At 28.7% G+C, this 15,401-nt stretch carries 14 protein-coding genes and 1 riboswitch; of the genes, 12 read left to right on the top strand and 2 right to left on the bottom strand.

What is annotated here, in order from left to right; genetic code table 11:
- The first annotated feature begins 203 nt into the window (after positions 1-203).
- From KIB46_RS16385 to KIB46_RS08475, 10 genes are all read left to right on the top strand, one after another.
- Positions 204-425, top strand: coding sequence for a CPCC family cysteine-rich protein (locus KIB46_RS16385; protein WP_363290407.1), 222 nt, complete (start codon positions 204-206; stop codon positions 423-425).
- Positions 418-2,019, top strand: coding sequence for an amidohydrolase (locus tag KIB46_RS08435; RefSeq protein WP_291671414.1), 1,602 nt, complete (start codon positions 418-420; stop codon positions 2,017-2,019). Before KIB46_RS16385 ends, KIB46_RS08435 begins: the two co-directional genes overlap by 8 nt.
- A 288-nt stretch (positions 2,020-2,307) precedes the next feature.
- Positions 2,308-2,799 (top strand): serine hydrolase, encoded by a 492-nt coding sequence (locus KIB46_RS08440; protein WP_363290408.1) that lies wholly within the window; start codon positions 2,308-2,310, stop codon positions 2,797-2,799.
- 320 nt (positions 2,800-3,119) lie between these two features.
- The gene (locus KIB46_RS08445; protein ID WP_291671416.1) at positions 3,120-3,830 is read left to right on the top strand and encodes an amino acid racemase; all 711 of its coding nucleotides are present in this window, start codon (positions 3,120-3,122) and stop codon (positions 3,828-3,830) included.
- Between the two features lie 17 nt (positions 3,831-3,847).
- Positions 3,848-5,386, top strand: coding sequence for a UDP-N-acetylmuramoyl-L-alanyl-D-glutamate--2,6-diaminopimelate ligase (locus KIB46_RS08450; RefSeq protein WP_156561426.1), 1,539 nt, complete (start codon positions 3,848-3,850; stop codon positions 5,384-5,386).
- 80 nt (positions 5,387-5,466) lie between these two features.
- Positions 5,467-6,687: an ATP-grasp domain-containing protein gene (locus KIB46_RS08455; RefSeq protein ID WP_291671417.1), complete on the top strand. Its 1,221-nt coding sequence runs from the start codon at positions 5,467-5,469 to the stop codon at positions 6,685-6,687.
- 21 nt (positions 6,688-6,708) lie between these two features.
- Positions 6,709-7,758 (top strand): peptidoglycan bridge formation glycyltransferase FemA/FemB family protein, encoded by a 1,050-nt coding sequence (locus tag KIB46_RS08460; RefSeq protein ID WP_156561424.1) that lies wholly within the window; start codon positions 6,709-6,711, stop codon positions 7,756-7,758.
- A gap of 116 nt (positions 7,759-7,874) precedes the next feature.
- A complete protein-coding gene (locus KIB46_RS08465; protein WP_156561423.1) occupies positions 7,875-8,351 on the top strand; it encodes a hypothetical protein in 477 nt (158 codons plus the stop codon).
- A gap of 99 nt (positions 8,352-8,450) precedes the next feature.
- A complete protein-coding gene (locus tag KIB46_RS08470) occupies positions 8,451-9,755 on the top strand; it encodes an HD domain-containing phosphohydrolase (protein ID WP_291671418.1) in 1,305 nt (434 codons plus the stop codon).
- 99 nt (positions 9,756-9,854) lie between these two features.
- Entirely contained in the window at positions 9,855-10,616 is a 762-nt protein-coding gene (locus KIB46_RS08475) for a YdcF family protein (protein WP_291671419.1), read from the top strand.
- A gap of 42 nt (positions 10,617-10,658) precedes the next feature.
- Here the strand turns inward: KIB46_RS08475 and KIB46_RS08480 are convergent, their stop codons facing one another.
- Together KIB46_RS08480 and KIB46_RS08485 are read right to left on the bottom strand one after the other, a co-directional pair.
- Positions 10,659-12,053: an FAD-dependent protein gene (locus tag KIB46_RS08480; RefSeq protein ID WP_156561420.1), complete on the bottom strand. Its 1,395-nt coding sequence runs from the start codon at positions 12,051-12,053 to the stop codon at positions 10,659-10,661.
- Between the two features lie 28 nt (positions 12,054-12,081).
- Positions 12,082-12,185, bottom strand: a riboswitch (purine riboswitch).
- 102 nt (positions 12,186-12,287) lie between these two features.
- On the bottom strand, positions 12,288-13,013 hold the full coding sequence (locus KIB46_RS08485; RefSeq protein WP_291671420.1) for an ATP-binding protein: 726 nt from the start codon (positions 13,011-13,013) through the stop codon (positions 12,288-12,290).
- Between the two features lie 201 nt (positions 13,014-13,214).
- On the opposite strand from KIB46_RS08485, the gene KIB46_RS08490 reads away from it, so the two are divergent.
- Positions 13,215-13,868, top strand: coding sequence for a DUF6483 family protein (locus tag KIB46_RS08490; protein WP_156561418.1), 654 nt, complete (start codon positions 13,215-13,217; stop codon positions 13,866-13,868).
- Positions 13,869-13,979: 111 nt separating this feature from the next.
- Complete coding sequence (locus tag KIB46_RS08495; protein ID WP_156561417.1) at positions 13,980-15,335, top strand: MATE family efflux transporter; 1,356 nt, start codon at positions 13,980-13,982, stop codon at positions 15,333-15,335.
- Positions 15,336-15,401 lie beyond the last annotated feature (66 nt).

Here is a 15,401-nt window from a genome sequence, read left to right on the forward strand (position 1 = left end):
TAGGGGGTCGTTGTTTTTTTTATGAAAAAAACTTACGAAACCTTGATATATAAAGATTTAAAAAGAAAAGTAGTGTAAATAAACTTTACACTAACATATGTAGTAGAGGGGGGAATATATGAATGATTTAAGAATATGAATTTTTACCTGAAATAAATGCAGAAGAAACTGAAGAGAATAAAAGTAGTAATTCTAATGAAGTAATAGGAGATTCACCATATCCTTGTTGTAGGTATATTACAATTCCAAATAAAGGAGATGCACTTGCTTATATATGCCCGGTGTGTTGTTGGGAAATTGATTTAAATAATGGATTAAGATTAAAAGAAGCTAGATATAACTATAAAGTTTTTGGTGTATCACAGAAAAGGTTAAAGCTGAATAAATATAAATTAAGAGAATTTTGTGAGGGTGAAAATGTCTAATAAAGAAAAGTTATATTTTAATGGAGATATAGTGACACTTGAGGATGATCTATATGCTGAAGCAGTGTTAATTAAAGGAAGAAAGATACATAAGTTAGGAAAAAAAGAAGATTTACTTAAAGAAGCAAGCAAAGATGTGGAGATAATTAATCTACAAGGAAAAACATTAATGCCATCATTCATAGATGCACATAGTCATTTTTCTGGATATGCTAGTTCCTTTACACAAGTAGATTTGGTAGAAGCAGTAAATTTTGAGGAAATTATTGATGCTATACAAAAGTTTATTAAAAAGAATAACATACCTGCTGGAATGTGGATTCAAGCAAATGGCTATGATCAAAATTATTTAGAAGAAAAGTCTCATCCAACTAAGGCTCTTTTAGATAAAGCAGCTCCTAATAATCCACTTATTGTTAAACATAAGTCTGGACATATGGGAGTACTAAATACTATGGCAATCAAGGCTTTAGAGATAACCATGGATACACCAAGTCCAGAGGGTGGAATTATAGAAAAGAAGGATGGAGAAGTTACTGGATATCTAGAAGAAAATGCATATATAAATTATATTCAATCTATACCAGTTGTATCTAATGAAGAATTTATGGATTCTTTAGTTAAGGCTCAAAGTGCATATGCCAGCTATGGCATTACAACTGTTCAAGAGGGAATGGTTGTAGATGCATTATCAGATATATTCCAGTATTTAATACAGGCTAAACTCCTAAAAATAGATTTGATTGGATATTTAGATATAGGGAATGCTAAATTATTAAAAGAAAAGTTTGCAAATTGCTTTCAAAGGTATGTTAATCATGTAAAAATGGGAGGATATAAGACTTTCTTGGATGGATCCCCACAAGGTCGTACTGCATGGATGAGGACCCCGTACTTAGGAAAGGAAAAGAATTATTATGCATATGGAGTACAAAAGGATGAAGAAATAGAAAGTAAATTAGAGAAGGCATTAAGGGAAGATATGCAGATATTAGTTCATTGCAATGGAGATGCTGCTTCTCAACAATTCATAGATCAATATAAAGTTGCAAAAGAAAGAACTCATTCAAATAATAATAATATAAGGCCTGTTATGATACATGCTCAATTATTAGCAGAAGATCAATTAGATGATTTAAAACTTTTAGAGATAATGCCATCTTTCTTTATGGCTCATGTTTATTACTGGGGGGATATTCATATAAAGAATTATGGAATGGAAAGAGCAAGCAAAATAAGTTTGGCAAAGTCAGCACAAGATAAGGGAATACTATATACATTTCATCAAGATGCACCTGTTATAGAGCCTAATATGTTAGAAACTATATGGTGTGCTGTTAATAGAATAACTAAAAGTGGGGTTCTATTAGGAGAAGAAGAAAGGGTAAGTCCTTTAGATGCATTAAAAGCTGTTACAAAAAATGCAGCATACCAATATTTTGAGGAGGATATTAAAGGTACCTTAAAAGAAGGTAAGTTAGCTGATCTAGTTATATTAGATAAAAACATACTGAAGGTTGACCCTATGAAGATAAAAGATATACAAGTTGTTGAGACTATTAAAGAAGGGGAAACTATATTTAAAAAGCAATAGTTATAATTTTAAAAAGGGTGGTTTATCCACCTTTTTTTATTCGTTTTATTATTATGTGGGATATTTAAGAATGTAGATACTATTACAAGATAATCAAATACAGGAAGGTACAGGTTCTGAATCTATATTAGAGTCTAATCTTTCAATTAAGGAGAGAATACAAAAGTATTTAGGATCTGATATAAATAGGTTTGGATTTATTTATTATGATTTAACAAGTGGAGAAAAGATAGCAATAAATGAAAATAAGGTTTTTACGGCAGCAAGCACATATAAGGTTGGACAGGCATACTTCAAGGTCAAGTAAATACTACTTTGGCTAAACTAGTATCTCTAAGTAAGTTGTTAGAGTTATCCATAACTCACTCAGATAATATTGCTACTAGAATGCTTAATAGAATATTGGGTGGAGCTAAAGGCGTAAGGCAGAATATGAATTCAATGGTAGGATTGAGTTGTGATACATCAAGTAATAAGACTACGCCTGAGATTCAATTTAGGCTATTAAAGAAGTTATATGAAAACAGAAATGATAAGTATTATTCACGATTAATAAATAATATGAAAAATACAGTATTCCATGATAGATTAGATAAATATCTTCCATACAATATGGTTGCACATAAGATAGGTAATTATGGTGGTGCTGTTAGTGACATAGGAATAGTGTTTACGGACAAGCTATATGTAATAGTAGCATATGCAGAAGGTGTAAGTGGGCCATCTGAAAAAATATCTAAAATATCAAGAATTATATATAATGAACAATTGAAAAAGTAATTAACCAAAGGGGTGTATAAGCATAAGAGTTTTACCTTGGGCTTATACACCCCTTGTTTATTAAATATGCAAAAGTGTGTTTAATAAATTCTTTTGTGACAATAATTAAAAGAGAGGTTATTTTTATTGAAATATTGTATAATGGTATGTGTATAATTTGCTAAAGATGGCTATATTGCTTGTCTTGATAAATAATATAGCAGATACTATAATATATTAAGCAAAAATTGTACAAGTATTTTTAATAAAATATATAAGAAGAAGTATATTAAGTTAAAATACAATATTTATAAATATAATTTTTTGGAGGAAGTACCTAAATGGTTTCTAATAAAAAGTATAAAAAGTTAGGTGTTATAGGTGGCATGGGACCTAAAGCTACACAATTATTCATGGGAATGATTATAGATAAAACAGATGCAGAGAAAGATCAGGAACATATTCCTATGATAGTATTAAATGATACAACTATACCTGATAGAACTTCATGTATATTAGCTGGAAGAGAACAAGATGTATTAGATATATTAATAGAAGACGCAAATATGCTTGAATGTAATGGCTGTTCTGTAATAGCTATTCCTTGCAATACATCACATTATTTTGTAGATAAGGTTCAGCAAGAGATAAATATTCCTATTATAAATATGATAAAAGAAACAGTTAATTATATATCTTCTAAAAAGAAAAACATGAAGAAGGTTGCAATATTAGCTACAGATGGAACTATAAGTGTAGGTGTATATCAAAAAGAATGTATGAGATTAGATATAGAAAGTTATGTTCCATCAAAAGAAAGTCAAGAATTTATTATGGATATAATATATAACCAAATTAAAAAGGGTAAGATTGGTGATTATGATATGTTCCTTAAAATTGAAAATGAGTTAAAGGCTAATGGTTGTGATGGAGCAATATTAGCGTGCACTGAGTTATCATGTTTTAAGAAACAACATGAGTTATCTGATTTCTATGTAGATGCTATGGAAGTGTTAGTAAAAAAATCAATAGAAATGTGTTCAAGAGAATAATGTAGAAGAGGTGTGTTATGAGTAAATTATGTAGATTAGAACAGTATCTAGAGCTTTTAGAAAGTAAAGACTTAGTTATAGAATATAGTATCAGTAATGAATTAGAAAAAACTCCTATTAAGTATATATCTTGTAATTCAAAAGATATAACATCCAATACACTTTTCATATGCAAGGGTGCTCACTTTAGAGAAGCTTTTTTATCTGATGCAATAGATAGAGGGGCAATTTGCTATATTAGTGAAAAGAAATATAACGGAATAATGGATAGTCCCTATATTATAGTTAATGATATTAGAAAGGCAATGGCATATATTGCAGATTATTTTTATGATAGGGCATGGAGCAAGTTAAATTTGGTGGGGATTACTGGAACAAAAGGAAAGTCAACAACTACATATTTCATAAGATACATATTTGATGAATATCTAAGAAGTATTAATGAGCCATTAAGTGGTGTTGTGTCATCTATAGATACATATGATGGAGTTATAGATATTAAGTCGCATATTACTACACCTGAGTCAATGGATTTGAATAAGCATTTTAATAACGCAGTTAAAAGTGGAATAAAGTACATGGAGATGGAAGTATCTAGCCAGGCATTAAAATATGATAGAGTTTTAGGAGTGAACTTTAATGTTGGATGTTTCTTGAATATAGGATATGACCATGTAAGTGATATAGAACATAAAGACTTTGATGATTACTTCAAATCAAAGCTTAGAATATTTGAACAAAGTGAAGTGGCTTGCGTTAATTTAAATACGGAGCACTTAGAAGAGGTTTTAGAAGCTAGTAAAAAGTCTTCTAAGGTAATAACTTTTGGGTTAAACATAGAAGATGCAGATGTATGTGGTTATGATGTAAGAAAAGATGATAATTATATACTATTTAGAGCTAAGACTAAGAGATTTGATAGAGATTTTAAGTTATGTATTCCAGGATTATTTAATGTAGAAAATGCACTAGCTGCTATAGCAATTTGTGAAGTTTTAGATATTCCTGAAAAGTATATATATGAAGGCTTAAAAAAAGCAAAAGTTAAAGGAAGAATGGAAGTTTACAATAATGAAAATAAAAAAATAATTGCAATTGTAGACTATGCACATAATAAGTTGAGCTTTGAAAAGTTATTTGAGTCGGTAAAAGCAGAATATCCAGGAAGAAAGATAGTTACTGTATTTGGATGCCCTGGTAAGAAAGCTTTAGATAGACGTAAAGATTTAGGAGAAATATCAGGTAGATATTCTGATAAGGTAATAATAACAGAAGATGATCCAGGAGAAGAATCAGTAGTTGATATATGTAAAGAGATATCTAGATTTGTAGAAGTTCAGGGGTGCAATTATTCAATAGTTATTGATAGAGGTAGAGCTATAGAAGAAGCAATTATGGATGTAAAAGAAGAGAGTGTTATATTAATTGCTGGTAAGGGTAATGAAACTACTCAAAAGAGGGGAATAGAATATATTGATTATCCTTCTGATGTTGAGTTTACAAAGAAATTCTTATATCAATATGATAGAAAGCAACATCATAATAAAAAGTATTAAATACATACCAAAGTTGATATAGCTTTAATAATAGTGTTATACTTGATAAGAACATTAAAATTTGGAGGATGAATATCATAATGAATAAGAGAGATTTCATACCTGTTATTTTAGGGACAGATACTAATATGTATGGAATGGCAAAGTCTTTTCATATGCAATATGGAATTAAAAGTGTTGTAATAGGAAAAGCATGCCTGTTTTCAGCAAGAAATTCAAATATAATAGATGTAAAATTATTTGATAAATTTGATACACAAGAAGTATTTTTAAAAACTTTAGTTGGTGTTTCAGAAGAGTTATCTAAGGAAGCAGAAAAATTAATACTTATTGCAAGTAGCGATAATTATGCGGAGTTAATTATTAATAATAAGCATGAGCTAGAAAAGTACTACTGTGTTCCATATATATCAAGAGATATGATGGAAAGATTAATAGATAAGGAAAGTTTCTACAATGTATGTGAGGAATATGGGTTAGATTATCCTAAAACATATATTTGCACTAAGGAAACAAAGAATAATTTAGATTTACCATTTAATTATCCAATAGTAGTTAAGCCAGCAGATAGTGTACTATATTTTGAAACACATTTTGAAGGAAAAAAGAAGGCTTATATTATAGAGTCAGAAGAAGAATATAAAAATGTAGTAAACACTATTTATTCAACACAATATGATAAAAACTTAATTGTTCAGGAATATATTCCAGGTGATGATACATCTATGAGAGTTCTTAATTGCTATGTAGATAAAGATAGTAAGGTCTCTATGATGTGTTTGGGAAAAGTATTGTTAGAAGATTGTACACCTACTCTTATTGGGAATTATGTTGCAATACAGAATGATTATAATGAAGAGATTTTTGAAAAGTATAAAGCCTTCTTAGAGAAGTTAGGATATAGAGGATTTGCCAACTTTGATATGAAATATGATAAAAGAGATAACAAATATAAAGTTTTTGAGATAAACATAAGACAAGGTAGAAGTAGTTTTTTTGTTACAGGATGCGGAAATAATTTAGCTAAGTATTTAGTAGAAGATTTAGTATACGGTAAAAATTTACCTACTGAAATAGCTGATAAAGAACACCTTTGGTTAGGGGTTCCAAAGAAATTAGTACTTAAGTATCTTGATGATTCTAGACTTAAAGAGGATGTTAATAGATTAATAAGTGAAAATAAATATAGTTTTACTTTATATTATGATAAAGATTCTAATTTAAAGAGAAAGCTCCGCGTCTTTTCTTACTATAGAGGCTATAACAAGACTTACAAGATACACTTTAAAAAGAAGAATTAATAAACAAGTGGAGGGGTTCTCATGCCAGTATTAGATATCAATAATAGAGAAGAGGTTGAAAGATATATAAAATTTACTAAGACTTCAAAATATGCTACTGCAACTCAAGATATGGAGTGGGCACTAGTTAAGAAAGATTGGAAAAGTGAACATGTGTATGTTGAAAGAGATGGGGAAATAGTAGCTGCAATGTCTCTATTAATTAGATCATTTGTTTTAGGATATACAATGATATATGCTACTCGTGGACCAGTATGTGATGTTTATGATACTGAATTAGTATGTGAACTAATTAAAGAAGTGGATAAGGTAGCTAAAAAGTATAAAGGATTCATGCTACGATTTGATCCAGAAGTCTTATTTGATAAAGAATTAGATAAGAAATATAGAAGTTTAGGTTTCTTAGTTAGAAATGAAGGATTTGGAAAATCTGATCTAATTCAACCAAAGTACAATATGATTTTAGATATTAAAGATAAAACTGAAGAAGAATTAATGAGTGAGTTTAGTAATAAAACTAGATATAATATAAGACTATCAAAGCGTAAGGGTGTTACAGTATATTATGATAATAGTGATGAGGCACTTAAGAAGTTCTATGAAGTTTATAATACAACAGCTGAACGTAATAAGATAGGAATGCGCCCATTTGACTATTTTGTTAGAATGAGAGATGCATATAAAGATGAATTAAGAGTTTATTTAACTGAGCATGAAGGAGATACTTTGTCAGGAGCAGTTACCATAAACTATGGAGATAAGGTATGGTATGCTTATGGTGCTAGTTCTAATGAAAAGCGTAATTTAATGCCAAACTACTTAATGCAATGGGAAATGATTAAGTGGGGATTAGAAACTGGAGCAGAAAGATATGACTTTGGTGGAGTGTTTGAGTTAAATAATAATGATGGTTTATATAAATTTAAAGAAGGATTCTGTAGAAAAATTGGAGCTACTGAATTTATTGGAGAGATAGACAAGGTATATAATAAAACAATGTACTTTGCATTTACAAAAGTTATACCTAAAATACAAAGTATGAGGGTAAAAAGGTTAAGAAATAAAAAATAGTTTTTAAAAAGTGAATTCATATGAGTGAATTCACTTTTTATTTGCAAATAAATAGAGTTATAAAAATTAAAGTTTATTAATAGATAATAATATATCATGATGAAAAAGAGGTAGGTATGGATTCAGATAATTATAATGGATTTGAAGAGTTTTTTTGCAATATGTTTAATTTTGTTAACAATTCTGACGATATAAATAAAGATGAGTACTGTGGTGATATGCCAGGAGGTTTTCAAGATTTAAATCCTCAGCTTTTTTCTTTAATGGGACAAATTGTAGGTATGGTTATGTCTGGAAGTCTACCTTTTAATGTTCAAAATGCTATAGCAAATTGGTTAATGTTAGTAGGACAAACTATTGAAACATATAATGCACAACAACAATATTTTCAAAGTGGTCCAGGACGTTATTATGATCTTAAATATAAAAATGTAACTAATCCGTTTTGTCCGCAAAGTAATCAATCTAGTGCATATTCAGGCACAGGAGAATCAACATCAAAAAATACTTCTGATATGGATCAGCTTAGAAAAGAAATAGATAGGTTATCATTAGAACTAGATAGATTAAGAAAAGAAGTTCATGGTCAATAAAAGAAATGTATTTACTAAAAATGTATAAATACCTTATAATTAAGTGATCAATTTACAATAATTATTATTAATTTTACATTAAAGAGATGGGTATGAGGTATGAAAGAAATATTATTAAAAGATGTTATAACTATTGTGCATAAAACAATAAATTCCATAGATAATAGGCTACTAGAACATGGGGAGCAGGTAGCATATATAATGATGAATTTACTAAAAGAAAGAGATACAAATGATGAAAATGAGATAATAGATTTGTGTATAGTATCCTTGTTTCATGATATTGGTATATATAAAATAAGTGAAGTAAGGAGGTTATTAAGTATTGATTGTTATTATAGCTGTAACAATAAACTTAATAATGTAGAGGAAGTGACGGATTTATTAAGTGTTGATTCTCTTAGTCCTTTTGACCATGCAATATATGGCTCATTATTTATTAAATACTTTTCACCATTGAGTAAGTTATACAAGGTTGTTTTAGGACATCACTTTACATATAAATATATAAAACTTAAAAATATAGATGTACCTAAAGAGGCTATAATGTTAGGCTTAGCAGATTATTTTAGTGTGCTAGTTTTGAATAATAAGGAATTAAGTAATTATGAAATTAAAAAGATGTCTAATATATATACTTTAGAAAATGTACAATTGCTTTTAGCTGCAATTAATAAGAATGATATTAATACAAAACTTAAAGATAAATCATATAAATCTGAGTTATATGATTTCTTAAAAAATAAGAGGCTAAAAAGAGAAGAAGTATTTGATTATGCTAGAATGTTAGCTTATGCTATAGACTTTAGAAGTGAGGTTACTGTTAAACATAGTATAATTGTAGAGGCCATAAGTTATGAGATAGGAAAGTTAATGAGATTAGATGAAAAAATATTATATAAATTAAAAATATGTGGGATATTGCATGACATAGGAAAGATAGCTATACCTGTACATATATTGGAGAAAGATAGCAGGTTGACTGGTGAAGAGTTTGAAGTTATAAAAGAACATGCTATTATAGGATATGATATTTTAAGTGGATTAAATATAGATGATATTAGAGATATTGCTACTTTACATCATGAGAAGATCGATGGAAGTGGGTATCCATTTGGTCTTAAGGGTGATGAATTATCTACAGAAATAAGAGTTTTATCTATAGCAGATATATTAAGTGCATTAGTTGGAAGAAGAAGTTATAAAGAATCTTTCAGTAAAGATAGAGTGATTAAGATACTGAAAGAAATGTGCGATAATAATAAAATAGATAGGGATATTACAAATCTAGTTATACTAAATTATGATTCTATATTGAATATGGCAAATATAAAGTCGAAGAAAATAATGGATATATATTTAGATATAAAGAAAGAACATAAAGATTTGCGTAATATTTTATAGATAAATATGTTACATATTAATTACAAAGGCAATAAGCATATTTACGGAAATAATTACCTCTGATACTATTAAATTATAGGGAATTAGGGGGGAAATAAAATGAAAAAGAATTTAGATATAGTTTTAGGTGGGATATTAACAGGATATTCTATATTGGTGAATTTATTAAGTTTTAGAAAGATTGCCTTTAGTGAAGTGTTTTTTATATCTGGTATATTATTAATAATTTATCACTTTATTAAGAAGAAAATATACAATAATGAAAAATTAAAGCTATTAGATAAGGCCATTAAGACCCTTATATGTATTGGGTTAGTTGTATTTTTCATTATAGAAAGTATTATAATATGCTATCCAAAGAAAAGTATAGAGAGCACTGATTATATTATTGTTCTAGGTGCAGGGCTAAATAATAGGAATGAGTTAAGTCAAACTTTAAGGGATAGACTTAATACTGCATTATATTGTCTTAATGAATATAATAATGATAGTTATATAGTGGTTTCTGGTGGTCAAGGTGAAGATGAAGATATGTCAGAAGCAGAGGCAATGGAAAGATATTTATTACAAAAAGGTGTTAGCAAAGATAGAATTATAAAAGAAAATAAATCTAGAAATACATTTGAAAATTTTAAGTTTTCAAAGGAAAAAATTGAAGAGCATAGTAATAAAGAATTAAAAGACGTAAGTGTAAAGATAGTTACAACAGATTTTCATGCTTTCAGAAGCAAGATGTTAGCAAAAAGAAATGGTTATGAAAATATTGAAGTATATTCAAGCAATACAGTAAATTACTTAGTTCCTGTATTTTATACAAGAGAAGCTGTAGCTTTAGTAAAAAGTTATTTTTTTGATAGATAAAAAGGAACCTCTAGCAAAGTTGTTTGCTAGAGGTTTTTATATTTATAGAAGTCTTCCCATCATAACTCCCATAGCAGAAGCCATCATAAGACCTCTTGTCCATCCACTTGAATCACCTAAACAGTGAAGTCCTTTTATATTAGTTTCAAAATTTGTATCTAATTTTATTTTATTACTATAAAATTTAATTTCTGGTCCGTAAAGAAGTGTTTCTCTACTTGCAAATCCAGGAACTACTGTATCCATAGCTTCAATAAAGTTTAATATGTTAGTCATAGTTCTATATGGTATTGCAGAAGTTAAATCACCTGCTTCAGCATCTGGAAGAGTATGTTTTACGTTTGATTCATAAAGTTCATGTTCCCATGTTCTCTTACCATCTAAGATGTCACCATATCTTTGAACTAATATCTTTCCATTACCTAGCATGTTAACAAGCTCAGCTACTTTTTTACCATATTCAATAGGCTCGTTAAAAGGCTCAGCAAAGTTATGAGAACTTAATATAGCTAAATTAGTATTATCAGATTTTAGGTTTTTATATGAGTGACCATTAACTATAGCAAGGTTATTATCATAGTTTTCTTGGCTTACAAAGCCACCAGGATTTTGACAGAAGGTTCTTACCTTGTCTTTAAAAGGAAGAGGATGGCCAATTAACTTTGATTCATAAAGAACATTATTAACACTCTCCATTACTTCGTTTCTAAGCTCTACTCTAACGCCAATATCTACTGGCCCTGCAGAGTGGTTTATATTATGTTCAACACACATGTCCTTTAACCAGTCAGCACCTTTTCTACCTGTAGCAACAACTACTTTATTGCTAAATACTTCTTCATTCTTTTTCTTAGTTAATGAATCAGTTAATAATGCTCCAGTAATAGAGTTATTTTCTATAATTAAGTTTTTAACTAATGTATCAAATTTAATTTCAACACCAACTTCTAATAGGTGATTTTGTATTTTTAAGTATATTTCTTGAGCCTTTTCTGTACCTAGATGTCTAATAGGACAATCTACTAATTTTAGTCCACCTTGAATTGCTTTTCTTCTAATTTCTTTAACAGCATTATTATTATCTATACCCTCAACTTTAGTATCAGCACCAAAATCTAGATATATTTTATCAGTATAATCAATAAATTCTTGAGCAGTTTTTGCTCCAACAAGGTTTGGTAGATCACCACCAACTTCATAGCTTAATGATAACTTTCCGTCTGAGAATGCACCAGCACCAGAGAAGCCTGATGTGATATGACAATAAGGTTTGCAAGAAACACAAACATTTGTCCTGTCTTTAGGGCAATGTCTTTTATCTATTTGTTTTCCAGCCTCAACTAAAAGAATTTTAGATTGTGGTTTTTGTTTCTTAAGTTCATATGCAGTAAAAATTCCTGCAGGACCAGCACCAACTATAATTACATCATAATTCATTATAAACATCTCCTCGTAAATTAAGATAATATACTTAGTAGACACTTATAGCCCAGAGTAATTTACGGTAACCCGGTAGAAACATCCAACCCATATTGTAGGATTTATATAAGTGAACGATTTATGTAAAAGTAACAAAAAAGTTCTAACTACAAGGTGATTTTAGCTTATTTTATGTATAAAATCAATACAAAACTGTAAAAATATAAAATAAGAAACAATAAAACACGAATATTATTCGTATTTTATTGTTTCTTTATCCCAGATAAACAGTTGCTTAGGGTTATTTAAACAGCCAAAAATATTTTTTTTAAAACCTGGTATTTTTTTATCTAAATCTTTGATTAGTTCTTTCATATCTTGCCTTTTAGTTTTTCCATCAGCAGGACAAGGATTCTTAATAATAGGTAGCTTGTTATTTAGAGCAAATTTTATAATAGAGCTTTCATTTATATAAACCATAGGTCTAATAAGGGATAAGTTGTTTTTATCCATATAGCTTTTAGGAGAGAAACAATTAATTCTACCTTCATAACAAATAGAAAGTAAAAAAGTTTCTAATGCATCATCCTTATGATGACCTAATGCAACCTTATTACAACCAAGCTTACTTGCATTATCATTTAAGGCGCCTCTACGTAAATTTGCGCATAGAGAGCATGGATTTTTTTCTTTTCTAATATCAAAAACTACCTCTTTTATATTAGTTTCAACTTCATAAAAAGGTACTTCTAATTCTTTGCATAATTTTTGTAAGGGAGAGTTATCTACTCTACCTGGATTTAGCGTTATAGCTATTAAATCAAAAGATTCTGGGGAAAACTTTTTATAAGCATTTAATAGATATAGTAAAGTTAAGCTATCCTTACCTCCAGACAGTCCTACTGCAATTTTATCTCCATTTTCTATTAAATTAAAATCATTTATAGCTTGTCTCATTTTACTAAGAAGCTTTTGCATATATATTTCCTCCTATGTTATAAATTTATTATAATTTTATAACAAAAAGCAAAATTTAAAAATATACTTATTATATTTTAAGTTGACTTTAACTTACTATAAATAAATAGAAAATTTAAAATAAATTAACTTAATTTATATTTATTTTGATTTATATAATATTTATACTATAATTAAACTTTCTGTAAATGGAGGGTGCTTATGATTAAGAAAGATTTTATGAAGGAAATTGAAAATTCATTAAAAATTGTTAAAAGAGAGGTTGATAAAAATATAATAAATGGAGATATTAGTAAGGCTAAAGAGGCTATAAATAATCAACTAAAGGGGTTAGTAGGATTAGATATAATGACTATTGATACTCTTTCATTTAGTAGTATTATTGATATTATAAGTCGTGAGGATGAATTTAATGGAGAAAAATATATAGCCCTTGGGGAATTACTTTGTTTACAAGGTTTTGTATGTCAAAGTACAGGAGATGAAGAAGGTGAAATTAGATATTATCTAAAGTCTATAGATGCTTTAAATGAGGCTTTTAATGAGGATAGCGATATAGAAAAAAGGTATTTTCAAGATGGAATACATATCTCAGATTTATTATCTACATATGATTTAACCATAAATGAAAATAAAAAGATATTTAAGTTTTATGAGATTGTTGGAAAATATGATAAAGCTGAAGATATATTATTTTACATGATAAAGAAAAGTAATAAAGATAAAAATATAATAGCAGTGGGAATTAGCTATTATGAAAGATTAAAAAACTTAAGTGATGAGATGCTAGAGTGTGGTAATTTATCCAGAGAAGAAATAGAAGATAGCTATAAAGAATTAATGAATATTTGTTGACAAAATACATTAATTATAAGAAAATAAATCAGTAATTTAATAAGAAATTTTTTAGCAGACGGGCGGCTAGACTACCCGTGTGCTTTTTTTATTTTAACTAAGGAGGAAATTATGGGAATATTAAGGGATAAAAAGTTTATTAAAACGATGCTGACATTAGCAATACCTATAACCATACAAAGCTTTATAACATCATCACTAAATTTAGTAGATAATTTAATGATTGGAAAGTTAGGAGAAGAAGCTATTGCAGCAGTAGGACTGGCTAATCAATATTTCTTTATTTTTATGCTTTGTTTATCAGGAATTAATGCTGGTGCAAGCGTATTTATGTCTCAATATTGGGGTAAAAGAGATGTTAAAAGTATAAAAAAGGTATTAGGATTAGATTTAACCATAGGATTTATTGCATCTTTATTATTTGGAATAGGAGCATTCTTCTTATCAGACGGTATAATGAGCATATTATCTAAGGACAAAAGTGTAATAGAATTAGGTAGTATGTACTTAAAGGTTATTGCAATAAGCTATTTTATAACTAATGTAACTCAAGCGTATTCATCTGCATTAAGAAGTACAGAACAACCTAAAGTTACAATGTACGCAAGTTTGATTGGTGTATTAAGTAATGCATTTTTAAACTGGATATTTATATTTGGTAACTTAGGTTGTAAACCAATGGGAGTAGCAGGAGCTGCTTTAGCTACTACTTTAGCAAGAGTAATAGAAATGCTATATATATTATTTGAGGTATATGTAAGGAATAATAAAGTATCTTCTAACCTAAAAGAACTTTTTAGTTTTGATTTTACTTTTGTAAAAACTTACTTTAGAACATCTACATCTGTAATAGTAAATGAATTAGTATGGTCATTAGGCCTTACTTCTTACTCTATAGCTTATGCACAGATAGGTACAGGTGCAGTAGCAACCATGCAAATAGCAACTACATTAAATAATATGTTTATGGTATTTTGTATAGGGCTTGCAAGTGCAGCAGCTATAATGGTAGGTAATAAAATTGGGGCAGGACATGAGGAAGAGGCTGTAGATTATTCTAAGAAAATAGGAATTGTATCACCTATAGTAGGACTAGTTTTAGGTATATTAATATGGATATTTGCCCCTACAATTTTAAAATTGTTTAATATTACTGAAGGTACAGTCAATGATACGATATATGTATTAAGAATTATGGCAGTTTTCTGTGCAATAAGAACATATAATGTTGTAATGATAGTTGGTGTATTCAGAGGGGGCGGAGATACGACGTATTCAATGCTAGTTCAGGCAGGTACTATATGGCTTTTTGCTGTTCCAATGGCATTTATAGGAGCAGTAGTTCTGCAAGTACCAGTATATGTTGTTTATTTCTTTATATGCTTAGAAGAGGTAGTTAAGCTGTTCTTTGAGTTTGCTAGATTAAGATCTGGTAAATGGGTTAATAATGTAATAAGTTCTAATTAGATAGATAATAAAAAATGAGTTATTGCAACGGAGCAACAACTCATTTTTTTATTATCTAAAATATAA

It is taken from the genome of Clostridium sp. (assembly GCF_018372875.1).
Lineage (GTDB): Bacteria > Bacillota > Clostridia > Clostridiales > Clostridiaceae > Clostridium.

Bases quoted from the DNA above. Each gene is read 5' to 3' on its own strand.
- KIB46_RS08435 (WP_291671414.1), top strand. From the start codon at position 418: ATGTCTAATAAAGAAAAGTTATATTTTAATGGAGATATAGTGACACTT.
- KIB46_RS08445 (WP_291671416.1), top strand. From the start codon at position 3,120: ATGGTTTCTAATAAAAAGTATAAAAAGTTAGGTGTTATAGGTGGCATG.
- KIB46_RS08450 (WP_156561426.1), top strand. From the start codon at position 3,848: ATGAGTAAATTATGTAGATTAGAACAGTATCTAGAGCTTTTAGAAAGT.
- KIB46_RS08455 (WP_291671417.1), top strand. From the start codon at position 5,467: ATGAATAAGAGAGATTTCATACCTGTTATTTTAGGGACAGATACTAAT.
- KIB46_RS08460 (WP_156561424.1), top strand. From the start codon at position 6,709: ATGCCAGTATTAGATATCAATAATAGAGAAGAGGTTGAAAGATATATA.
- KIB46_RS08465 (WP_156561423.1), top strand. From the start codon at position 7,875: ATGGATTCAGATAATTATAATGGATTTGAAGAGTTTTTTTGCAATATG.
- KIB46_RS08470 (WP_291671418.1), top strand. From the start codon at position 8,451: ATGAAAGAAATATTATTAAAAGATGTTATAACTATTGTGCATAAAACA.
- KIB46_RS08475 (WP_291671419.1), top strand. From the start codon at position 9,855: ATGAAAAAGAATTTAGATATAGTTTTAGGTGGGATATTAACAGGATAT.
- KIB46_RS08480 (WP_156561420.1), bottom strand. From the start codon at position 12,053: ATGAATTATGATGTAATTATAGTTGGTGCTGGTCCTGCAGGAATTTTT.
- KIB46_RS08485 (WP_291671420.1), bottom strand. From the start codon at position 13,013: ATGCAAAAGCTTCTTAGTAAAATGAGACAAGCTATAAATGATTTTAAT.
- KIB46_RS08490 (WP_156561418.1), top strand. From the start codon at position 13,215: ATGATTAAGAAAGATTTTATGAAGGAAATTGAAAATTCATTAAAAATT.
- KIB46_RS08495 (WP_156561417.1), top strand. From the start codon at position 13,980: ATGGGAATATTAAGGGATAAAAAGTTTATTAAAACGATGCTGACATTA.